The organism is Kitasatospora sp. NPDC001683, assembly GCF_053596495.1.
On sequence record NZ_JBSFGK010000015.1, the window covers coordinates 50,121 to 72,364 of the forward strand.

The following is a 22,244-nucleotide window of genomic DNA, read 5'->3' on the forward strand; positions in this document are numbered from 1 at the left end:
CTACACGTCCTAGCGGCCCTGGGAGTCCTTGGCGGCCTTCGCGGCGGCCTCCTTCTCGTGCTTCGCCTTGATCCGGGCCTCCTCCTTGCGGACGTCGACCTGGTTGGCGCGCTCGTGCTGGAGCCACAGCGGGTTCTCGGCCTTGATCGCGTCGATCTCGGCGGTGGTGAGCGCCTCGGTCACGCCGCCGCGGGCCAGGCCCGAGATGGAGACGCCGAGCTTGGCGGCGACCACCGGGCGCGGGTGCGGGCCGTTCTTGCGCAGCTCTTGGAGCCACTGCGGCGGCTCGGCCTGCAGCGCGTTGAGCTCCTCGCGGGAGACCACGCCCTCCTGGAAGTCGGTCGGCGCCGCGGCGAGGTAGATCCCCAGCTTCTTGGCCGCCGTGGCCGGCTTCATGGTCTGGCTGGTCTTCTGCTTGAGCGATGTCATGGTGACAAGGGTAAGGGAGCGCGCGGGCGCTTCCGGTCACGGTCGGTAGCCTTGCCCTGTGACAGACATGCAGGTGAACCCGTCCTTCCGGCTCGCGTACGTCCCGGGCGTGACCCCCGGCAAATGGGCCCGGGTCTGGGTCGAGCGGCTTCCGGACGTCCCGCTCGACCTGGTCGCGGTGCCCTCGACGGAGGGCGAGCGGACCGTTCGCGAGGGCGAGGTGGACGCCGGTCTGGTCCGGCTGCCGGTCGACAAGGGCGCGCTCAGCGCGATCCCGCTGTACACCGAGACCACCGTCGTGGTCTTCCCCAAGGACCACTGGCTGGCCGCCGCCGAGGAGGTCGCCCTCGACGACCTCGCCGAGGAGGTGGTCTTCCACCCGCTGGACGACACCCTCGGCTTCACCGCCGAGACCCTGCCCGGGCGCCCGGCGATCGCCCGCCCGGACACCACGGCGGACGCGGTCGAGCTGGTGGCGGCCAACGTCGGCGTCCTGCTGGTGCCCCAGTCGCTGGCTCGGCTGCACCACCGGCGGGACCTCACCTACCGGACGGTGGTGGAGGCGCCGCAGTCCCAGGTGGCGCTGTCCTGGCCGCAGGAGCGGACCACGGACCTGGTGGAGGAGTTCATCGGGATCGTCCGTGGGCGCACCGTCAACAGCTCGCGCGGCCGCGGGGCCGGGCAGGCCGCCGAGGCCCAGCCGAAGAGCCAGCCGAAGAAGGCGGCGGCGCCGCGGAAGCCCCAGCAGCAGAAGGCCGGGGGACAGAAGGCCGGCGGCCAGAAGCCCGGGGGACAGAAGTCCGGCGCGCAGAAGGGGCGGGGCGGCGGCCCGGCCGCGGCCCGGCGCGGCAAGCCGAAGCGGCGCTCGTAGCGGCGAAGCGGCGCTCGTGGCGGCGCCCGGAGGGTAGCGTCGGCCCCGTTCCGGACGGTCGTGGTGGGAATGGTGGGAGGAGCGGGGCCGTGTGGCATGACCTGGTGGTCGTCCAGATTCCGATCGTGGAGAAGATCCTCCGGACGATCGCCGTCTACGTGCTGATCCTGCTGCTGTTCCGGCTCGCCGGGAAGCGCGGGCTGGCGGGGCTGAACACCTTCGACATGGTGGTGGTGTTCCTGCTCTCCAACGTGGTCCAGAACGCGATCATCGGCAACGACAACAGCCTGCTCGGCGGCGCGATCGGCGCCGTCACCCTGATCGTGGTGAACGCCGTGGTCACCCGCTGGCTGGCCCGTGACCTGCGGGCCGCACGCGTCCTGGAGGGCGAGCCCACCACGGTCGTCCGGGACGGCAAGCTGGTGCCCGGCGCGCTGCGCGAGCTGGCGCTGCGCCCGTCCGAGCTGGAGCACGCGATCCGGCTGCAGAACGGCGACAACGTCAGCGGAGTCGCACGGGCCCGGCTGGAGCCGGACGGGCAGTTGCTGGTCACCCTCAAGGCGGCCGAGCAGAGCGCCACCAAGGGCGACGTCGACGAGTTGCGGGAGCGCTTGGCGGCGATCGAACGGCTGCTGACCACCATCGCCGCCGACCGCCGGCCGCCGCGGGGATGATCACCCCCTGCCGCGCGCCGGGGCAAGGGTGGCGGTGCGCCGTCGGTGGCGGGCGGTGACGGCGGCGAGGGCGAAGCCGAGGGCGGCGGCGAGGAGGTGGCCGATGGTGGTGAACGCGGGGATCGGGCCGGGCCATTCGTGGTCGCCGGCGAGCGGCCAGGCGAGGACGAAGGCGGCCCAGGGCAGCCGGGCCCAGCGGGGCAGCGCGAGGATCGCGAAGGCGAGGGCGGCCTGGGCGCCGTAGCTGATGCCGTAGTCCGAGGCCTCCCGCACGTCGGCGGGGTACCAGCCCTGCTGCAGGGCGAGCAGGATCACCAGGGCGGTGATCAGGGTGGCGCCGACGTGGCCGGCCAGGAACACCGCGGCGGCGCGCGGCGTGCCGAAGCGGCGTTCGGCCCAGGCGAGGGCGACGACTATGCCGAGGCCGAGGGTGATCAGGGTGCCGCCGAAGCCGGTGGAGGCGATGTTGGTGAGGGTGCCGTCGTAGAGCAGGGCACTGCCGATCATGGCGCGGACCGGGTGGTCGTGCAGGTTGTCCAGGTTGGTGCTGATGTAGCCGCGCAGGTCGTCGGCCCGCTGGTCGGACAGCCCGTACTCGACCCAGGCGTGTCCGAGCAGCAGCAGACCGACGTAGCCGAGGGTCAGCGGCGAGCGCCGCGGGTACGTGCGGACGGCGCGAGGCAGCCCGGTGAGGAGCCCCAACGGGCGTCGTGGGTTCATGTGCTGATGGTGTCCCGGTCGAGCGGAGGGTCGGGTCGGCCCGGATGCGACCGCCCGTTCCGGGACAGTACCGAACCCCGGTGGGGACCGGCTCGGCGCGTCCGTCAGCGGATGCGGCGGGTGAGCGTCGCGGTGAAGGAGCGGGGGGCGAGCGAGGAGCCGCGGTGGGGGCGGATCGGGCGGTCGCGGCTGGGCGTGACGGTCCAGCGGGCGGCGATGGTGGCGAGGGCGAGGGCGGCCTCGGTGGTGCCGAAGGCGTCGCCGATGCAGCGACGGGCGCCGAGCCCGAAGGGGGTGTAGGTGCCGGCGGCGGGGCGGGCGGTGGTGAGCCAGCGATCGGGGTCGAAGCGGTCGGGGCAGGGGAAGAGGTCGGCGCGCCGGTGCAGCAGGTAGGGGCTGTAGAGGACGGTGGCGCCGGCCGGGAGGCGGTGGCCGCCGAGTTCGGTGTCGACGGTGACGGTGCGGCTGAGGATCCAGGCGGGCGGGTAGAGCCGGAGGGTCTCGCTGACGATCCTGGCGGTGAGCGGCAGGGCGGGCAGGTCCTCGTGGCGGGCGGGTCGGCCGTCGAGGACGGTGTCGAGTTCGGTGTGCAGGCGCTCGCGGACGGCCGGGTTGGCGGCGAGCAGGGTCCAGGCCCAGGAGAGGGTGGCGGCGCTGGTCTCCATGCCGGCCAGCAGGAAGGTGACCACCTGGTCGTGGATCTCGCCGTCGGACAGGCCCCGCCCGTGCTCGTCGCGGGCGCTGAGCAGCATGGAGAGCAGGTCTTGGTGGTCGGTGCCGGCCGCGCGGTAGTCGGCGATCAGCAGACGGGTGATCTCCCGCAGGTTCCGCTGGGCGCGTTTGAAGCGGCGGTTGCCGGGGGTGGGGATCCGGTCGGCGCCGGGCAGCGGGAGCATCATCCGGCGGGCGACGCCGCGGGTGACCGCGTCCATGGCGTCGTGGACGGGCAGCGAGTCGGCCCGCTCGTGCGCGGCGAACAGGCAGCGGGCGGTGACGGCGGTGCTGAGCCGGTACATGGCGGCGGGCACGTCGACCACGTCGCCGTCGCGCCAGCGCGCGGTGGTGTCGGCGATCTCCTCGGCCATCATGGCGGCGTAGCCGGGCAGCCGGTCGCGGTGGAAGGCGGGCTGGAGCATCCGGCGCTGGCGCCGGTGGGCACTGGCGGGGCAGGTGGCGAGGCCGTTGCCGAAGGCCTCGCGGGCCTTCTCGATGATGATGCCGCCCTTGTCGTAGGTGCGGTCCTCGGTGAGCAGCCGGTGCACCAGGTCGGGGTGGCAGACGACGTAGGCGTCGAGCGGGCCGAGCCGCAGCCGGACCAGGTCGCCGTGGGCGGCCAGGCCGGCCACGAAGTCGAGCGGGCTGCGGATGAAGGAGGGGGCGTGACCGAGCAGGGGGAGCGCGCCGGGCGCGGTGACCGAGGTGTAGTGGGCGGTCGGGTGGTACTGGGTGGTCACAGGCGTCACCTCGGGGAGGGCCGGTTCATCGGGCGATCGGGATCTTTCCCGGGGCCCGCGGGTGAAACGGTCCGCGACCGGCGGACGGAGTGAACGCGGGGGCGCGTGCCGAACGCCCGTGCGCCCCAGCATGTTTGACGGCCTGCCCGGCGCGGGGGTATCCGGGGGCGGCGCCACGCGCCTACACTGCGAAGCTCCGTACGATTACCGGTCGGTATACCGGTCGGTACGGCTACTGGTACTACCGGTTGGGAGTTGGGATGGCCGACGAGCGGGTCCACGCGTTCACCGACGACGCCCTCGGCGCGCACGACGCGGTGGCGCTGGCCGCCCTGGTCCGGGCCGGCGAGGTCAACCCCCGGGAGCTGGTCGCGGCCGCCGTCGCCCGCGCCGGGCGGATCGACGGCGCGCTGCTGCCCGTCGCCCACGCCTCGTACGACCGGCCCAGGATCAGCCGCGAGGGCATCGGCGGCCCGCTCTGGGGCGTGCCGACCTACCTCAAGGACAACGTCGACCTGCGCGGCCTGCCCACCGCCATGGGCAGCGAGGCCTTCCGCGCCCGCCCGGCCCGCCGCAACGCCCGCTTCACCGACCAGCTGCTGTCCACCGGCCTGGCCGTGCTCGGCAAGACCCGGCTGCCCGAGTTCGGCCTGAACGCCTCCACCGAGTTCGCCACCGCCCAGCCGGTGCGCAACCCGTGGAAGACCTCGCACTCGCCCGGCGCCTCCTCGGGCGGCGCGGCCGCCCTGGTGGCCGCCGGCGTGGTGCCGATCGCGCACGCCAACGACGGCGGCGGCTCGATCCGCATCCCGGCCGCCTGCTGCGGCCTGGTCGGCCTCAAGCCCACCCGCGGTCGGCTGGTGACCAACGCGCAGGGCGGCAAGCTGCCGATCGACCTGGTCACCGACGGGGTGGTGACCCGCTCGGTGCGCGACACCGCCGCCTTCTTCGCCGCCGCCGAACGCCACCACCGCAACCCGAAGCTGCCCCCGCTCGGCCTGGTCGAGGGCCCGGGCGAGCGCCGGCTGCGGATCGGGTTGGTGGTGGACTCGCCGACCGCCAAGACCGACGAGGCGACCCGCCGGGCCGTCGAGGAGACCGCCGCCCGGCTGGAGGCGATGGGCCACCGGGTCGTGCCCACCACCCTGCCGTTCGGCGAGGAGTTCTCCCGCGACTTCCTCTCGTACTGGGGCTACATCGCCTGGGTGATCGCGTTCACCGGCCGGGTGATGCTCGACCCGAGCTTCCGGGCCGGGAAGCTGGACGGGCTGACCACCGGGCTGCGCCGCAGCTTCCAGGCCGAGTTCCCGCGCACCCCGGGCGTGCTGCGGCGGCTGCGCCGGGCCGAGGCGGTGTACGCGGGGATCTTCCGCGAGCACGACGCGATCCTGTCCCCGGTGCTCGCCCACACCGCCCCGCCGATCGGGCACCTCAGCCCCAACGTCGCCTTCGACGAGCTGGTCGAACGGCTGCTGCGCTACGTCGCCTTCACCCCGGTCAACAACGTGACCGGCGGCCCGGGCATCGCGCTGCCCGCGGGGGCGACGCCGAGCGGGCTGCCGATCGGGGCGCACCTGTCGGCCGCGCACGGGCAGGAGCGGCTGCTGCTGGAGCTGGCCTTCGCGCTGGAGGCGGACCGGCCGTGGCGGCGGATCCAGGACTGAGCGCCGGGGGGCTCGGGCCGGCGGTGCATCCGGGACTGAACGCCGGGGGTCGGGCCGGCGGTGCATCCAGGACTGGGTGCCGGCGATGGCGTCACGGATAGGCCACCGACCGGGCCGCGTGCACCTCGTGGTGCAGCCGGGCCAGCGCGCAGTCCGGGGCCAGCGTGCCAGGGTCGCCCCCGGGCGGCGGGGCGCCGGCGCGCAGCGCTTCCGCCAGGGCGGTCAGCTCCCGGGTGACGGCGTCGACCTCGGCCGGGGTCGGCGCCGGCGCGCCGTGCTCGATCCGGACCCGGGTGGCGGTGGTGGTGTCGACGATCCGCTCCACCGCGATCACCAGCGGCCACCAGGCCTCCGCCCGGGCGCCGACCGGCGGCGGCTCGGTCAGCGCCCGCTGGAACTCGCTGCGCACCGCGGAGAGGTCCCGGTAGAGCCGCCGCCGGTAGCGGGCGCGGGCCGGCTCGTCCCGCCCCGGCGCGGTGGTGAAGGCCAGCGACACGTACGAGGCGGTGTCCTGGACGGCGTCGGCCAGCCGGTCGCCGATCCGGGTGTGCCAGGACTCCGGCCACAGCAGGTAGCCGGCCAGCAGGGCGATGCCGCAGCCGATCAGCGAGTCGTAGAGCCGGGGCAGCACCAGGTGGAAGCCCTGGTGGTTGAGCAGGTCGGAGAGCATCAGGATGACCGGGGTGATGGCCGCGGTCTGGAAGGCGTACCCCTTGGCGGAGAGTACCGGGATGAGCGTCGCGAGCACCGCCATCACGGGCACGTCCCACCAGCCGTGCGGCACCTCGGCCAGCACCGGGATGGCGATCAGCAGCCCGGCGGCCGTGCCGAGCGCGCGCAGCACGGCGCGGGAGAACACCGAGCCGAAGTCCGGCTTCAGCACGAAGGTGACGGTCAGCGGGACCCAGTACGAGCGCGGGACGGCGATCGCCGAGACCAGCACCTGGGCCAGCCCGATGCACAGCGCCAGCCGCAGCCCGTACCGCCAGGACGCGCCGGACAGCAGCAGCGCCCGGGCCGCCCGGCGGGCCCGGACCTCCAGGCCGGCGGGCCGGCCGAGCCGGTCGCCGGCGGCGTACGGGTCGGGCGCGGCCTCGTGCACCACGGTGGCCGCGTGTCCGATCGCCTCGCCCAGCGCCCGGGTGGAGGGGCCGCGCGGCTCGGGCAGTTCGGGCGGCGGGACGGGGCCGGTGCGGCCCTGCTCGACGGCCTTGGCCAGTTCGCGCACGGCGGCCGGGTAGGCGGGCGACAGCGGGCCGTACCCGGGCGGGCGCAGTTGGGCGGCGGACGCCCCCTCGACCACCGGGATCAGTGCGTTGAGCTGGGCGAGCAGGCGCACCAGGGTGGCGGAGCGGCCGTGCCGGCGGGCACGGCGGGCCAGCAGCAGGTCGTAGGAGTGGTTGAGCGACCGGGTGAGCTCCCGGCGCCGGTCCTCGTAGTCGGGTGAGCCGGTGGCCTCCAGCAGCCCGGCGACCGCCCGGTAGGTGTCGGCGACCACCGCGCGCTCGGGCGTGGCGCCGCGCAGCGGCCAGGCGAGCAGGCTGAGGGCGAGCACCAGCAGACCGCCGAGCAGCAGCAGGCCGGGCGGCAGCCACCAGGGGGAGGGCAGCGGCAGACCGGACCCGACCACGGCGTTGAGCAGCAGGAGCAGGCCGGAGACGGAGGCGACCGCGCCGATCGAGGAGATCATCCCGGAGACCAGGGCGACGACGGTCAGCACCACGACCGCCGTCCAGCCGGCGCCGTACACCTGGGTGCCGACCAGCACCCCGAGGGCGCCGAACAGCTGGGGCACGGCGATGTTGAACACCCGCATCCGGTAGGCGTCGGCGGTGTCCCCGATCAACCCGGACAGCGCGCCCATCGACACCAGCGCGCCGTAGCCGGTCCGGCCGGTGGCGGTGCCGACGGCCAGCGGGGCGGCGAGCGCCACCGAGGCGCGGGCCGCCGCGGCCCAGGGGATCGGCGCGTCCCGGGGCCGCAGGCTCTCGGTCAGCCAGCCGGGCGGCCTCAGCGCGGGTGCCATACGCCCAACGTACGGCGGGTCGGTTCGGTTCACCTTTGCGGTTATGTCAATTGGCGAAACATAAAGCTGGCCCGGAAAGGCAGTGTGAGCTGCGCTGTTTTCCCGATCGGTGAGACCTGGAAAGGGTTGACACCATTAGTTGGTCTAGTCCAACGCATGGGGAGTAACCGCGACCGCGCCCTCATCGAACCCACCGACCAGGGCTTCGACATCGAACTGCACTGGGACGTCGACACCACCCGGGCCATGCTGCCGCAGCGCGTCCAGGGCATCATCGCGCTCAGCGACACCGCCCCCGACCAGGCGGAACAGCTCCGGGCCGCACTGGAATCCGCCGCGCTTCAACGAGTGGCAGGCCGCCCAGCCGTCGACCGGGCCGAGTTCCCGGTCATCCGGCCCGAGTTGAAGGCCGGCGACCTGCTGATCTGGACGGACTGCTCGCCCACGGGGTCGCCCCCAACACCTCCGAGGGCGGGGTGCGCGCGGTGCAGTACCTGTCCATGATGCCCGCCCTGGAGGAGGCCGAGCCGCTGCGCCGCTCCCGGGTCGAGTCCTGGCGCACCCTCGCCACCCCGGACTGGAACCGCACCCTGGTCGGGGACGCCGGCCGGCCCGAGGCGCTGCGCTACGGGCCGGCCGAACTGAGCGAACTGGGCGAGAAGTTGCTCGGCCTGCGGTCCTGGACCGGGCGCAGTTTCGAGCAGCTCGCGGAGGAGCGGTAGTGCGGGGACGGGCAGGCCGGTGCCCCACCCCCGATCAGGGTGCGCAGGTCGGGGAAGACCACGAAGGCGCGATTGCGGACCGGCACCTCGTCGCCCGGACGTCAACCCCTGACGCATGGGGCAGGGGCAAGGCCCAAGGAGTCAAAGCCGTCTGACGGGACGTGGGGGAAGACGGTCTTCTAGAGTCACCTGCGGTACGACCGTGCGACCGTGCGAGGGAAGAGAGCAGCATGACCGAGCAGGCCCCCGAGCCCTTCGAGCCCGTCGACGAGGACTGGCAGACCGCGGTGGCGATCGTCGCCCACCCCGACGACATGGAGTACGGCGGCGCGGCGGCCGTCGCGCGCTGGACCGCCCAGGGCAAGAAGGTGATCTACGTGATGGTCACCAGCGGCGAGGCCGGGATCGACTCGATGGGCCCGGAGGAGTGCGGGCCGCTGCGCGAGGCCGAGCAGATCGCCTCGGCCCGCGTCGTCGGGGTGGAGACCGTCGAGTTCCTCGGGTACCCGGACGGCGTGGTCGAGTACGGGCTGCCGCTGCGCCGCGACACCGCCCGCGTGGTGCGCCGGCACCGCCCGGACATCGTGATCACCAGCAACTTCCGGGAGAGCTACGGCGGGGTGCTCCTCAACCAGGCCGATCACATCGCCGTCGGCCGGGCGGCCCTGGACGGCGTGCGCGACGCCGGGAACCGCTGGGTGTTCCGCGAACTGCTGGACGAGGGCCACGAGCCCTGGAACGGCGTCCGGCAGATCTGGGCGGTGGCCTCGCCGCAGGCCCGGCACGCGGTGGACACCACCGACACCTTCGACCTGGGCGTCGCCTCGCTGGAGGAGCACAAGGCGTACCTGACCGGGCTGGGCGGGGCGATGGCGGACGCCCGGGAGTTCCTGGAGGGCTTCGGCCGGGGTGCCGGCACCCGGCTGGGGACGCGCTTCGCGGTGCCGTTCGAGGTGTTCCCGCTGCGCTAGTCGCCTTCGGAGGACTCGGAGGACTCGGTGGACTCGGAGGATTCCTCGGAAGCGGCGGCGTCGGTGTCCTCGCGGCGCCGGCGCCGGTAGCGCAGCACCTGCCGCAGCAGGAGCGCCGCGACCAGCAGCCCGAGCCCGATCGCGAACCAGAGCTGGTAGCGGATCGCCGTCCGGTAGACCGTCCCGATGTTGGCCCCGGCGACGTAGCCGAAGGTGCCCCAGACGGCCGTCCACAGCACGGCGCCGAGCAGGTTGAAGAGCGCGAACCGGCGCCAGGGCATCTCGGTGGTCCCGGCGATGATGCCGTTGTACTGGCGCAGCCCGTCCACGAAGCGGGCGACGGCGACCACCTTGCCGCCGTGCCGGGCGAAGAACCCGTCCGCGCGCTCCATCCGGGCCGGGGTGAGCAGCACGTACCGGCCCCAGCGGTGGACGAAGGCGCGTCCGCCGGTGTGGCCGATCAGGTAGCCGAGGCTGTTGCCGAGGGTGGCGGCCGCGGCGGCGATCAGCAGGACGGCGGCGAAGTCCAGGTGTCCGGTGCCGGCGTACACCGAGGCGAGCACCAGGATGGTCTGCCCGGGCACCGGGACGCCGCAGTTGTCCAGCAGTACGAGCAGCGCCACCGCCAGGTACCCGTAGTGGTCCAGCAGTGGCGCGAGCCCGGCGAGCGCCCCGGGCAGCGGGGGTGAGGGCGCGGACACCGCTCCTCACCACCTCGCACTGCTCGGCAGGCGCGGGGTGTCGGAGGAGTCGGTCAGCGTTCCGCCTTGCGGGTCTCGATGTTGCAGTCGGGGCCGGGGTAGATCAGGCCTTCGTGGCCGTCGTCGAAGCGGACCCAGTACGGCGGTTCTCCGTTGGTGCCGCGCACCTCGAGGATCTCGCCCTTCTGGTCCACCATGCCCACCGATCTGCTGTGGATGTGGAGCTGGTCACCTACCGTTGCGTGCATGGTCGTGCTCCTCGGGTCGTGGCGGCTGCCCGCGCGGCCGAGCCGCCGTTCCGCTATCCACTGTGCTGCGGTCGCGGCGGGCTCGCAACGCCTCGGGCGGACGGGACGGGCGGAGCTCGACGGGTCCCGGCTCAGTGGGCGGGCAGTTGTTGCGAGAGGTAGCCGCGCACCAGCCGCTTGCATTCGGTGATCAGCGCCGGGTCGCCCTGCGGGTCCCCCCGGAAGGCGAGCTTGAGCACCGCGTCGGCCGCCTCCAGGGCGACCCGCAGGGCGAGGGTGGTGGCAGCCGGGTCGCCCGCCTCGAACAGTTCGCCGCCGAGCGCCTGCAGGCGCAGGGCGACGGCGGTGTTGTTGTCCACGCCCGCGTCCAGCAGGTGCGTCTCGTTCCGCACCCCGGAGGGCACCGCCGCACCGGCGAGCCCGAAGTCCACCTGGCCGAAGCCGGGCACCGCGCGCTTCATCGCGACGAACTCCTCCACCGCGAGGTCGGTGAACCCGGCCGGGCCGAGCGGGGCGGACTCGGCCAGCCGGGTGTCCAGGCGCTGGAGGTAGTGGTCGAGGTTGCGGCTGGCGAGCGCGGCCAGCAGGTCCTCCTTGCCGGCGAAGAACTGGTACAGGGTGCCGATCGGCACCTGGGCGCGCTGAGCGACCTCCTTGGTGGTGAGCGCGGTCGCCCCGACCTCGTCCAGCAGCCCGGCGCAGGCGTCCAGGATGCGGCCGTACCGCTCCTGGCTGCGCTGCTGGACGGGCCGCCGCCGGGTCGGTCCGGGACTGTGCTGGTGACTGCGGGTGTCGGCGCTGGCGCCCACCTCGCAGGACTCGGCGGACGCTTCGCTCAACGCGCCCCTTTCGATGGTTCGCTCGCTCCGCTCGCTCATGTCGCAACTCTGCCGCATCGGCTGTTCCGACGGCGAATCACCGGTGCGGGGGAGCCCGGAGTGTCCGGTGGGCGGGGAATCGAGTGATGGCCGGAGCTGAACGGCACGGTGGCGGGAAGGTGTCCACGGGTTGGCTTTGGTCTTGTCGTGGACGCGCAGACCGGTTCATACTCCTGGGGCGGATCACCTTGTGTGGTTGACGCGTGCCTCTTCGTGGCGATCACGGCCCGACCGCGACCCGGTCGCGTGCTGATCGCGGACCCGAACTCAGCTGTCTGTGGCGACGACGGGCGACACCGCCGCCACCCGAAGTCTGGACGGACCCGTGTGCCCCCTTTCCCGTACCGCGTCCCGTTGTGCGTCCCGTCGAACGGAAGGAGGGGGTCGGTTCGGTGACCGTGCACTCCGCTGGGCGTGAGGCCCTCGACACCGAGCACCGCCGTCGGTTCCTGGAGTCCGGGTACCTGGTCCTGCCCGGTCTGCTGCCCGAAGCACTGCGCGAACGCCTCGTCCCCGAGGTGGACCGGTGGGTGGACGAGGGCCTGCGGGCCCGCTCGATCGCCGCCTGCGTCGACCCCGACCGGCACGGACCGCCCCCGGTGCTGGAACTGGAACTCCCCGCCCACGGCGAGCTGCTCGCCCACCCGCCGCTGCTGCGGGCGCTGACCGGGCTGATCGGCCCGTCCTTCGTCTTCCACCACCTGCACAGCGACCGCCAGGCCCCGGGCATCCCGGGGAAGCCCTGGCACCACGACTGCGAGCCCCACGATGGCTCCGACCCGTCCCTGGTGATGGTCCACGCGCTGCACTACCTCGGCGGATTGGACGAGAAGGTCGGCAGCCTGGCCGTCCTGCCCGGCTCGCACCGCACCGCCGCCGGCAAGAACGCCTACGCCCACCACGGCACCACGGAACTGCCCGGCGAGGTGGTCATCGACCGGCTGCCGCCCGGCACCACCGTGCTGCTCAACTCGGCGCTGTTCCACACCCGCAGACCGGCGCCCGAAGGGCCGGGCCGGCCCCGTTACTTCATCGACGCCTCCTACTGCCAGGCGGGAGCGCGCTGGCGCCCGGTGAAGCCGCACTGGCGGCAGATGCTGGCCCGGGCCCGCGAACTGGACCTGGCCGACGGCCAGTGGCCCGAGCTGTTCGCGGAGCACCACTTCACCGAATACACCGGAACCGTCTGAACCGCCTGAGGAGCACTGCCGTGGAGATCGTCACCGCCGTCGCCTACGCCGAGGTCCACGACGCCTACCTGCGGGACCATCCGGTGGAACGGGCCCACGAGGCGAACACCAACGTGTACGGCGAGGAGAACCTGGAACGCGCCGACAAGATGGCCGGCGGCTGGTGGCGGGTCCGGCTCACCCGGGCCGACGTCCTCGGCGTCGTGCTGCCCTGGCACCTCAGCGAGGGCGGCGAACTCGAACTGGTCCCGCGCACCGGGCTGACCGTCGCCGGAGCGGCCGAACGCGTCCGCTCCGGCGGCGCCGCCTGGACGGCGGCCAACCCGGCCTGCGCGGCGAAGCTCCGGCTGCTGCGCCGAGCCCCGTTCACGCCGCTCTACCTCTGCACCGTGCCGGTCGACCACCCCGACTACGCGGAGCTGGCGGTACGGTCCGGACTGGTCCACCTCGACGGCCTGCACCGCATGCTGGCCTGGGAGTTGGCCGGGCGCCTCCCCGAAGCCGCCGAGCTGGATGGGTACCTGGCGGGTGACCCCCGGGTGGCCGCCCGACCGGCCGGGACGGCCCGGACGGGGGACGAGTCGGCTTGACCTCCGCGACGCGGCACGTCCGGTCCACCCCCGCCACCGACTCGCTCACCGCCCTGCTGTCGCACCTCGCCCGGGCCCACCCCGACCGGCCCGCCGTCGCCGACGGCGTCCGCAGCCTCGACCACCGCACCCTGGACGCCGCCGCCGGGCGGATCGCCGCCCGGCTGGCCGCCGACGGCACCGGACGGGGCGACCGGGTCGCCCTGCTCGGCCCCCGGGACGCCCGGATGCTGGTGCTGCTGCACGGGGTATTGCGCTGCGGCGCGGCCGCCGTGCTGACCGATCCCGACTGGTCCGCGGCCGACCTCGCCCGGCGGCTGGCGGCCGTCCGGGTCGGGCGGGCGCTCGCCACCGAGGGCGGTCCCGGTGGTCCCAGCGGTCTCGGCAGCATCGGCCTGGAGGTGGTGGACGCCCTGGCGGACGGGCCGTCCTGGCAGGGCGGCGAGCCCGCCGGCGAGGACCCGGCGTACCTCTCCTTCACCTCCGGCTCCAGCGGCGAACCCAAGGCGGTGGCCGTCACCCACGCCAACGCCGTGCACTACGCCCGCTCGCTGGCCACCCGGCTCGGATTCACCGAGGCCGACGCCCCCAGGACCGCGCACGTCACCACGCTCGCCGCCGACCTCGGGCACACCGCCTGGCTGCTCGCCCTGGCCACCGGCGGCTCGGTGCACGTCGTCCCCGACCACGAGGTGCGCGACCCCGCGGCCTTCTGGGCCACGCTGCGCCGCGCCGGAGTCGACACCCTGAAGACCACCCCCTCGCACCTGACCGCCCTGCTGGAGGGCCGCCCGGCCGGCACCCCGCCGCTGCGCACCCTGCTGCTCGGCGGCGAGGCCCTGCCGCGCCCGCTCGCCGCCGCCCTGCTCGACGGCGCCGTCACCGAGCGGCTGGTCAACCACTACGGACCGACCGAGACCACCGTCGGCGCGACCTGCTTCCTGGCCACCGCCGCCGGTCAACTGCCGCTGGACGAACCGACCGTGCCGATCGGCAGCGGGATCGGCGAGGTGCTGCTCGGCGTGGTGGACGAGGCGGGGCGGCCGGTGGCCGACGGCGCCGCGGGGGAGCTGCTGATCGGCGGGCGGGGCGTCAGCGCCGGGTACTTCGGACGGCCCGAGGAGACCGCCCGGGCCTTCGTCCGGCACGACGGCCGCCGGACGTACCGGACGGGTGATCTGTGTCGCCGGCGGGCGGACGGGAACCTGGTCTTCCTCGGCCGGGTGGACCGCCAGGTGAAGGTCCGCGGGTACCGGGTCGACCTCGCCGAGGTCGAACGGGCCATGGACGGCTACCCGGGCGTGGCCGGCTCCGCCGCGCTGCTGCGGGAGACCGCTGTCGGAAACCAACTGCTGGGTGCGGTCCGCATGGTGGATCCCTCCGCCGGAGTGGCAGGGCTGGCCGACCACCTGCGCGACCGGCTGCCCGGCTACTCCGTGCCGCAGCCGATCCTGCTGCTTCCGGAGTTCCCGGTCGGGCCCAACGGCAAGCTGGACCGGACCGCGCTGGCCGGGCTGGTGGACCGACTGGTCGAGCACCGGGCGGAGTCGGCCCCCGGAGCGGCCGAAGGGGGACTGGCCGGAGAGATCGCCCGGTTCTGGGCCGGTGCGCTCGGCCTGCCCGGCGTCGGGACGCGGGCGGACGTCATCGGCCTCGGCGGGGACTCCATCCTCGCCATGCGCACCATCGCCCTGCTGCGGCGCTCCGGGCTGCGGGTCGCCTACGAGGACTTCTACCGGCACCCCACGGCGGCCGCACTGGCCCGGGCGGCGGTACCGGTGGCCCCGGCCGGGCCGGCCCCCCGGCGCGACGACACTTCGGAAGGCGGCCAACTAGCCCCAGCCCAGCGCTGGTTGTACCGCCGGCAATCCCTCCGGGACCTGCGGCACTGGAACCAGTCGGTGCTGTTGCGCTGCCGCACCGCCGTCGACCCGGCCGCGCTCTCGGCGGCGGTCGCGGCCGTCCTGGAACGCCACCCGGCGCTGCGCCGGCCCCTCCACCCGGACGGCTACGGCGAACCCCGGGCGGTCGCGGAACTCGACCCGGTCTCCCACTCCCGCATCCCGCGCGCGGCGGGCGCGATCGCCGACACCGTCGCCGGCGTCTGCACCGAACTCCACCGCAGCCTCGACCCGTTGGCCGGACGACTGCTGCGCGTCCACCTGTTCACCGGCCCGCCGGGCACCGACGACCGGCTCGCGCTGATCGCCCACCACCTGGTGGTCGACGGGCTGTCCTGGCGGATCCTGCTGGACGACCTCGCCCACGCCTACCGCGCGGCGCTGGACCGCAAGCCGACCGACCTGCCGCCGACGGGCGACTTCTACCGCTGGGCGGCGGCCGCTCCGCCGCCCCCACCGGAGACCGCCGTCGCCGAACCCGCCACGCCCGCCCGACCCGGCGCGCTCAGCTGGTCGTTGGACGCCGCCGCCACCGCCCGACTGGTCGGCCGGCACGGCGGCGGGGCCGGGCTGGAGGCCGTCCTGCTGGACGCCTTCGCCGGAGCCGTCGCCCGGTGGCGCGGCGAGCCCGGCGTCGCGGTGGAGGTCGAGACCCACGGGCGGGACACGGCCGGCGACCCGGGTGAATTCCTGGACACCGTCGGCTGGTTCACCGCCGTCAAGCACCTCGAGCTGGACCCGTTCGCGGGCCCGGAGGAGACCGCGCGGCAGCTGCGCGAGGTGCCCGTGCGGCCGATGGACGCGGCGGACGGGCCCGGCGGGCGCCCCACGGTCGGATTCAACTTCCTCGGCACCTTCCGGCTGCCCGAGGAGCCCGCGCTGGACTGGACCGTCGCCGACGAACAGGCCGGGGTGGCGCGCTGCGCCGGAGGCGACCCGCTGTACCGACTGCGGCTCACCGCACGGGTGGTGGAGCAGCGGCTGGTCGCCGACCTGGTGTACGGCCGGCCCGCCGTCCCGCGCGAGGCCGCCGAGCGGATCCTGCGCCGGTTCGCCACGGCGATCGCCGGCCCGGCGGCCGCCGAGCCGCGGCGATCGCCGCTGTCCACCTCCGGGCAGCTGCTGCACGCCGGGGTGGCGCCCCCAGCCCGGGCGAGCGTCCGCGAACCCGCCCGGGTGCTGCTCACCGGCGCCACCGGCTACCTCGGACGCCACCTGCTGGACGCCTTCCGGCGGCGCGGCGCCGTGGTCACCTGTCTGGTACGGGCCGCCGACGACGCCGCTGCCGTACGGCGCCTGGCCGGCCGGCGGGCCCAGGTCGTCGCCGGGGACCTCGAACGGGACGGCCTCGGTCTCTCCCCGGCCGGGCTGGAACGGACCCGGGAGGCCAGGATCGTGGTGCACGCCGCGGCGGACGTCCGGCTGGTCGCCTCGCCCGACGAGCTGGAGCGCGCCAACCACACGGCGGTGCGCCGACTGCTCGCCTGGCTCGACGAGCACGCCCCGCAGGCCCGGCTCCACCACGTCTCCACGCTGGCCGTCTCCGGCGGGGTGGACGGCCCACCGCGCCGCTTCAGCGAGGCCGACCTGTGGATCGGCCAGCACTTCCGCACCCCGTACGAGCGCTCCAAGTACCGCGCCGAGCAGGCCGTCCGGGCCTGGGCGGCCACCGGGCACGCCGCCTACCTGTACCGCAGCGGCCACATCGCCGCGCACAGCCGCACCGGGGCCTTCCAGGCCAACACCGGCGACAACCGGATCTACCAGCTCGTCCGCGGCTACCTGCTGGCCGGCGCCGCCCCCAGTCGGCCGGACACCGCCTTCGCGTTCTCGCACGTGGACACGGTGGCGGCCGGGATCGCCGCGATCGCCCTCGACCCGTACGCCGCACCCGGCGCCTACCACGTCGAGACGCCGTACGCCACGCCGCACGACGAACTCGTCCGCTGGCTCGCCGAGTCGGGCCGTCCCGTCCGGCTCACCGACGACGAGAGCTTCGCCGCCGCCATCGCCCGGGCCGAGCGGCAGCACCCGACGGCCGCCCGGCTGGCCGCAGCCTGGGCCCAGCAGGAGGAGCGCAACGTCCGGGTGGACAGCTCGTACACCACCGCCGTCCTGGACCGGCTGGGCGTCCGCTTCACCGCGCCGACCCCGCAGTGGTGGGCGGCCGCGCTCGGCTGGGCCGCCGAGGCCGGCCACCTGCCGCCCGCCGATCCGACCGGACAGACCCAACTTCCCTGATCCGACAGGCCCTTGAGAGAAGGCAGATTCCCTTGTCCCAGCTCTCCCCCGTGCTGAAACAAGCCACCCCGGTCATCGCCGTGCGCGGCGAAGGCCTCCACCTCTACGACGCCGACGGCCGCCGCTACCTCGACTTCACCTCCGGCGTGGGGGTGACCAGCACCGGCCACTGCCACCCGAAGGTGGTCGAGGCCGTCCGCGAACAGGCCGGCCGGCTGCTCCACGGCCAGTACACCACCGTCCTGCACGACCAACTGCTCACCCTCACCGAGCGGTTGGGCGACGTCCTGCCGCCCGGCCTGGACTCGCTGTTCTACGCCACCGCCGGGACGGAGGCGGTGGAGGCGGCGCTGCGGCTGGCCCGGCACGCCACCGGGCGGCAGAACGTGATCGTCTTCGAGGGCTCCTTCCACGGCCGCACCATGGGCGCGGCCTCGCTCACCACCGCCGGGACGCGCTTCCGCGCGGGCATCGGCCCGCTGGTGCCCGGGGTCGCGGTGGCGCCGTTCCCGGCCGCCTTCCGGCTCGGACTCCCGGAGGAGGAGGCGGTGGCGCACGCCCTGCGCGGGCTGGACGAGGTGCTGGCCACCGTCTCCGCGCCCGCCGAGACGGCCGCCATGTTCGTCGAACCGGTGCTCGGCGAGGGCGGCTACGTGCCCGCACCGGCCGGGTTCCTCGCCGGGCTGCGCGAGCGCGCCGACCGGCACGGCATCCTGCTGGTGGTCGACGAGGTGCAGACCGGCTTCGGCCGCACCGGCCGGTTCTGGGCGCACCAGCACGAGCCCGGGGTGCGGCCCGACGTGCTGATCACCGCGAAGGGCCTGGCCAGCGGCTTCCCGCTGTCCGCCATCGCCGCGCCGACCGAGCTGATGGCGCGCGCCTGGCCCGGCTCGCAGGGCGGCACCTACGGCGGGAACCCGGTGGCCTGCGCCGCCGCCCTGGCCACCCTGGACGTGCTGCGCGAGGAGCGGCTGGTCGAGAACGCGGCCGAGCAGGGCGCGCGGCTGCTGGACGGCCTGCGGGCGGTCGCCGCCGGGGCGCCCGGCATCGGCGACGTCCGGGGGCTCGGCCTGATGGCGGCGAGCGAGTTCCGCCGACCGGACGGCTCGCCCGACCCTGACACCGCCCGGCGGGTCCAGCAGGCGGCGGCCGAACTCGGCCTGCTGCTCCTGCCCTGCGGGATCCACCTCAACGTGGTCCGGATGGTCCCCGCGCTGGTCGTCACGGCCGCGCAGATCGACGAGGCGCTGGCGCTCTGGTCCAAGGCCGTCGCGGCCGGGGCCCGGCAGGAGGAGACGTCGTGAACGAGCACACCGTGACCGAGATCGGCTGGAGCAGCCTGGAGTTGGCGGCCCGACGGCAGCTGTGGTCGCTGCGGCTGGGGGAGCGGGAGCGGCGGCTGCTCTGGGCCGACGCCCGGGCCGGACGCTGGGGCGCGGGCGGGCCGGTGCGCGAGCGGCTGCGCTCCTTCGTGCGGGAGAGCACCGACTCGGTCGGGCTCACCCACGTCGCCAACCTGGTCGACCCGGCGCGGCCGGAGCAGGAGATCGCCGAGGCGCTGTCCTTCCTGCTGGCGGACTACGGCCGGATCGTCCCGCAGAACGGGCGCGGCGACCTCACCTCGGTGCTGCGCGACCAGGACGGCGACGGCGACACCGAACTCGGCTTCCACTGCGACACCTGTGACCTGCTCGTCCTGCTCTGCCTCCAACCTGCCTACCACGGCGGCGGGTTGACCAAGCTGGCGAGTGCCCGGCACGTCCACGACCTGATCGGGCGGGAGCGGCCGGACGCGCTGGCGACGCTCGGCGAGGACTGGACCTTCGACCGGACCGGCCGGGCGGGCCCGCAGCTGGTCGTCACTCCGATCCTGTACCCGCGGAAGGACGGGACGATCGGCTGCTACTACCAGACCCGCACCGTCCGCTCCTCGCCGGACCGGGGCGGGCCGGAGCTGACCGACCGTCAGTGGGAGGCGCTGGGCGTGCTGGACGAGGTGCTGTACCGGCCGGAGATCGCCTTCGGCCTGTCGATGGCCGCCGGGGACCTGCTGATCATCCGCAACAGCCGAGTGCTGCACGGGCGTTCGGCGTACCGGGACGAACCCGGCCCGCGTGCCCGGCGGATGCTGCGGATCTGGCTCAACGAGGGGGAGACGTGGGCGCCGTGACCCGATCAGACAAGACTCGATCCGACAGGACCCGACCCGCCAGGACCCAGCCGCACGGAAGGGTCGCGCTGGTCACCGGCGGCGGCAGCGGGCTCGGCCGGGCCTCCGCGCTGGCCCTCCTCGACGCCGGCTGGACGGTGGTGCTGGCCGGGCGCCGCAAGGACGCGCTGGAGGAGACCGCCGCGCTCGCGGAGGTCGACCCGGGACGGGTGCTGGCGGTGCCGACCGACATCCGCAGTCCGGAGGAGGTCGCCCGGCTGTTCGACGCCGTCCGCGACCGGTACGACCGGCTCGACCTGCTGTTCAACAACGCCGGCGCCGCCGCCCCGCGCCGGCCGATCACCGAGACGCCGTTCCGCGACTGGAACCGCGTGCTGGACACCATCGCCACCGGCGCGTTCCTGTGCGCCCGGGAGGCCTTCCGGCTGATGAGCACCCAGACCCCGCAGGGCGGCCGGATCATCAACAACGGCGCGCCCTCCGCGTACGTGCCCCGCCCCAACTCCCTCGCCTACACCGCCGCCAAGCACGCCGTCCTCGGCCTCACCAAGGTCCTCGCGCTGGACGGCCGCCCGTACGGGATCTCCTGCGGGCAGATCGACGTCGGCAACGTCGCGCCGCTGGACGGCAGCCCGCAGCCGCCCGCGATGCAGGCCGACGGGACGATGGCGGTGGAGGCCACCATCCCGGTGGAGCGCTTCACCGAGGCCCTGCTGCTGATGGCCTCGCAGCCGCCGGACACCAGCATCCAGTCCCTGGTGGTGCTGCCCACCACCATGCCCTTCGTCGGGAGGGGGTGAGCCGTGCTGGTCAGCGCCCGCTCCTTCGCCGAGTACCGCGCGATGTTCGCGCTCACCGACCGCGACCTCGACCAGCGCATCCTCGACTGCCCGGCCGGCGCGGCGAGCTTCGTCGCCGAAGCCGGGCGGCAGGGGATCGACACGGTCGCCGTCGACCGCGAATACGCCGTGCACCGGGCGGAGCTGGGCCTGCTGGTCGAGCGGGAGACCGGCTTCAAACGCGAGCTGCTGGCGCGGGAGACGGCCGGCTTCGCCCGGTCCTGGTACGCCGACGCGGACGACCTGATCCGGCAGTGGAGCGCCAACACCCGGCTGTTCCGGGCCGACATCGCCGCCCGCCCGGAGCGCTACGTGGCCGGGGCACTGCCCGAACTCCCCTTCGCTGACCGCTCCTTCGACCTGGTGCTCAGCTCGCACCTGGTCTTCTCGTACGGCAACCGGCTGGGCGAGGAGTTCCAACGGGCCGCGCTGCTGGACCTCGCCCGGGTGGCACGGCGGGAGGTCCGGCTCTTCCCGGTGACGGTGTACGACACCGGCGAGCGCTACCAGGGCCTGGAACGGCTGCGCGAGGAACTGGCGGTCCTCGGGATCGGGAGCCGGGTGCGGCGGGTGGCGTACGAGTTCCGGCCCGGGGGCGACGAGATGCTGGTACTCACCTGCGCCGGCTACCGGGCCCCTGCGCCCGCCGGTCCGGGCGTCGGCCGGCGCGGCGAGGCGGCCGTCGACCCGGTGCGGTGGCGGCACCGCGAGCGGGGCGCCTGAGCGCCCACCGGGTTCGCCGGCAGCGGAACGGCCCGAGCTGGACCGGCTCTACCTCGACTTCAAGCAGGGCGACGCGGTCCACACGGCCGAGTTCACCGCCGTCGCCGGAGACTGAGGGCGGGGTAGCCGGTGACGGCCGGTCCAAGCCTCGGGACGGTGTGGTCGGGCCGCCCGCCGGTCTGCGAGCATGGCGCGATGGACAACGGTCGAAAGCTGGTCGGTTCGGGCTCGCCCCTGGAGCCCCGGATCGGGTTCTCCCGCGCGGTCCGCAAGGGCCCGTACGTGGCGGTGGCGGGCACCGCGCCGATCGGGGACGACGGGAGGAACGTCGGGCACGGCGACGTCTACGCCCAGACGCTCCGGTGCCTGGACATCGCCGAGGCCGCGCTCGAAGCGGCGGGCGCGTCGCTCGGGGACGTGGTGCGGACCAGGATCATGCTCACCGACGTGACGACCTGGGAGGAGGCCGCCCGGGCCCACGGGGAGCGCTTCGCGGCGATCCGGCCGGTCACCACCTTCGTCGAGGTCTCCCGCTTCATCGACCCCGAGTGGCTGGTCGAGGTGGAGGTCGACGCCGTTCTCGGCGGCTGAGCAAGGGGGTCACGGGAGGGCGCGGGACATGTGGGTGAAGACAGGTCCTAGGGTGCGGGAATGGTGCACTTCGTACTGGTGGCCGGCGCCCGGCTCGGGGCGTGGGCCTGGGAGGACGTGGTCCCGCACCTGCGTGCGGCCGGCCACGGTGTCCATCCGCTGACGCTGTCCGGGCTGGCGGAGTGGCGGGGCGCAGTGACGGAGCGGTGGTGCCGCCGAGGGCAGTGAGGGCATCGGCGGCCTCACCGTGGACGGCCTCAGCCACACCTGCGCCACCCTCACCGTTCCCGCCGGCCGGGCGGCGACCGTCGAGGTCACCGGCTGAGCATGCCAACTCCCGGCCGGGGTGCCGGACTTCTCCGCACCAGTGGACCCTCCGCGTGCCCGGTCGGGCGCGTCGTCACAGGTCACACCGCACGTCCTCGGCTTCCCGGAGCCCCCCGAGGTGATCATTCGGTAGATCCGACTTCAAACTTCGACCATGTGTTTCACATATCCCCCTCTTCGGGTGCCCCCGATGCTCTAGATTGACTTTCACTTCGCAACGGTTGGGCGCGAGGCGAGACTTCATGATCTTCAAGTCCGGTGCTGCGGACGGTCGGTGGTCGCGTCCCCGGCGGAAGACGTTGGGTGGGAAATTC

19 protein-coding genes and 2 pseudogenes are annotated in these 22,244 nt (G+C 74.4%); 14 read left to right on the forward strand and 7 right to left on the reverse strand.

All coding sequences use genetic code 11. The features are described from left to right. Positions 1–9 precede the first annotated feature (9 nt). The gene (locus tag ACWCYO_RS10955; protein WP_270141485.1) at positions 10–429 is read right to left on the reverse strand and encodes a DUF5997 family protein; all 420 of its coding nucleotides are present in this window, start codon (positions 427–429) and stop codon (positions 10–12) included. A 58-nt stretch (positions 430–487) separates the two neighbouring features. Between ACWCYO_RS10955 and ACWCYO_RS10960 the strand changes: the two genes are divergently transcribed. Next, positions 488–1,300, forward strand: coding sequence for a LysR family substrate-binding domain-containing protein (locus tag ACWCYO_RS10960; protein WP_405000592.1), 813 nt, complete (start codon positions 488–490; stop codon positions 1,298–1,300). A gap of 89 nt (positions 1,301–1,389) precedes the next feature. Beyond that, positions 1,390–1,974 (forward strand): DUF421 domain-containing protein, encoded by a 585-nt coding sequence (locus ACWCYO_RS10965; protein WP_449784022.1) that lies wholly within the window; start codon positions 1,390–1,392, stop codon positions 1,972–1,974. On the opposite strand, the gene ACWCYO_RS10970 is transcribed toward ACWCYO_RS10965, so the two are convergent. Continuing rightward, positions 1,975–2,694 carry a rhomboid-like protein gene (locus ACWCYO_RS10970; protein WP_449784023.1) on the reverse strand — a complete coding sequence of 240 codons (720 nt, stop codon included), beginning with the start codon at positions 2,692–2,694 and terminating at the stop codon, positions 1,975–1,977. A gap of 104 nt (positions 2,695–2,798) precedes the next feature. Continuing rightward, a complete protein-coding gene (locus tag ACWCYO_RS10975) occupies positions 2,799–4,148 on the reverse strand; it encodes a cytochrome P450 (protein ID WP_449784024.1) in 1,350 nt (449 codons plus the stop codon). Between the two features lie 260 nt (positions 4,149–4,408). Between ACWCYO_RS10975 and ACWCYO_RS10980 the strand changes: the two genes are divergently transcribed. Continuing rightward, positions 4,409–5,812, forward strand: a complete 1,404-nt coding sequence (locus ACWCYO_RS10980; protein ID WP_449784025.1) for an amidase — start codon at positions 4,409–4,411, stop codon at positions 5,810–5,812. Positions 5,813–5,903: 91 nt separating this feature from the next. On the opposite strand, the gene ACWCYO_RS10985 is transcribed toward ACWCYO_RS10980, so the two are convergent. Continuing rightward, complete coding sequence (locus tag ACWCYO_RS10985; RefSeq protein ID WP_449784026.1) at positions 5,904–7,838, reverse strand: FUSC family protein; 1,935 nt, start codon at positions 7,836–7,838, stop codon at positions 5,904–5,906. Positions 7,839–8,003: 165 nt separating this feature from the next. On the opposite strand from ACWCYO_RS10985, the pseudogene ACWCYO_RS10990 reads away from it, so the two are divergent. Further along, positions 8,004–8,560: pseudogene (locus ACWCYO_RS10990) on the forward strand (phytanoyl-CoA dioxygenase family protein); the annotation flags it as partial. Positions 8,561–8,790: 230 nt separating this feature from the next. Next, complete coding sequence (locus tag ACWCYO_RS10995) at positions 8,791–9,531, forward strand: PIG-L deacetylase family protein (protein ID WP_449784027.1); 741 nt, start codon at positions 8,791–8,793, stop codon at positions 9,529–9,531. Here ACWCYO_RS10995 and ACWCYO_RS11000 read toward each other — a convergent pair. The 3 genes from ACWCYO_RS11000 to ACWCYO_RS11010 all read right to left on the reverse strand — a co-directional run bounded on the left by ACWCYO_RS11000 (position 9,528) and on the right by ACWCYO_RS11010 (position 11,358). Next, complete coding sequence (locus ACWCYO_RS11000; protein ID WP_270141472.1) at positions 9,528–10,232, reverse strand: DedA family protein; 705 nt, start codon at positions 10,230–10,232, stop codon at positions 9,528–9,530. The two genes, ACWCYO_RS10995 and ACWCYO_RS11000, sit on opposite strands and share 4 nt — an antisense overlap. Positions 10,233–10,285: 53 nt before the next feature. After that, positions 10,286–10,480 (reverse strand): DUF1918 domain-containing protein, encoded by a 195-nt coding sequence (locus ACWCYO_RS11005; protein WP_270141470.1) that lies wholly within the window; start codon positions 10,478–10,480, stop codon positions 10,286–10,288. A gap of 131 nt (positions 10,481–10,611) precedes the next feature. After that, on the reverse strand, positions 10,612–11,358 hold the full coding sequence (locus tag ACWCYO_RS11010) for a TetR/AcrR family transcriptional regulator (RefSeq protein WP_270141469.1): 747 nt from the start codon (positions 11,356–11,358) through the stop codon (positions 10,612–10,614). Positions 11,359–11,750: 392 nt separating this feature from the next. Between ACWCYO_RS11010 and ACWCYO_RS11015 the strand changes: the two genes are divergently transcribed. The 9 genes and pseudogenes from ACWCYO_RS11015 to ACWCYO_RS11055 form a co-directional block, all read left to right on the forward strand. Next, positions 11,751–12,548, forward strand: coding sequence for a phytanoyl-CoA dioxygenase family protein (locus tag ACWCYO_RS11015; protein WP_449784028.1), 798 nt, complete (start codon positions 11,751–11,753; stop codon positions 12,546–12,548). Between the two features lie 20 nt (positions 12,549–12,568). Then, entirely contained in the window at positions 12,569–13,138 is a 570-nt protein-coding gene (locus tag ACWCYO_RS11020) for a DUF6309 family protein (protein WP_270141465.1), read from the forward strand. Further along, a complete protein-coding gene (locus tag ACWCYO_RS11025) occupies positions 13,135–17,280 on the forward strand; it encodes an AMP-binding protein (RefSeq protein WP_449784029.1) in 4,146 nt (1,381 codons plus the stop codon). The genes ACWCYO_RS11020 and ACWCYO_RS11025 overlap by 4 nt, the downstream gene beginning before the upstream one ends. 32 nt (positions 17,281–17,312) lie before the next feature. Further along, positions 17,313–18,584, forward strand: coding sequence for an aspartate aminotransferase family protein (locus tag ACWCYO_RS11030; protein ID WP_270141462.1), 1,272 nt, complete (start codon positions 17,313–17,315; stop codon positions 18,582–18,584). Continuing rightward, positions 18,581–19,450 carry a TauD/TfdA family dioxygenase gene (locus tag ACWCYO_RS11035; RefSeq protein WP_270141460.1) on the forward strand — a complete coding sequence of 290 codons (870 nt, stop codon included), beginning with the start codon at positions 18,581–18,583 and terminating at the stop codon, positions 19,448–19,450. Before ACWCYO_RS11030 ends, ACWCYO_RS11035 begins: the two co-directional genes overlap by 4 nt. Then, a complete protein-coding gene (locus ACWCYO_RS11040) occupies positions 19,447–20,250 on the forward strand; it encodes an SDR family oxidoreductase (protein ID WP_270141458.1) in 804 nt (267 codons plus the stop codon). The genes ACWCYO_RS11035 and ACWCYO_RS11040 overlap by 4 nt, the downstream gene beginning before the upstream one ends. A gap of 3 nt (positions 20,251–20,253) precedes the next feature. Then, positions 20,254–21,012, forward strand: a complete 759-nt coding sequence (locus ACWCYO_RS11045; protein ID WP_449784030.1) for a methyltransferase domain-containing protein — start codon at positions 20,254–20,256, stop codon at positions 21,010–21,012. Between the two features lie 195 nt (positions 21,013–21,207). Continuing rightward, complete coding sequence (locus ACWCYO_RS11050; protein WP_449784031.1) at positions 21,208–21,603, forward strand: RidA family protein; 396 nt, start codon at positions 21,208–21,210, stop codon at positions 21,601–21,603. A gap of 60 nt (positions 21,604–21,663) precedes the next feature. Next, positions 21,664–21,795 (forward strand): annotated as a pseudogene (locus ACWCYO_RS11055) (alpha/beta hydrolase); the annotation flags it as partial. Positions 21,796–22,244 lie beyond the last annotated feature (449 nt).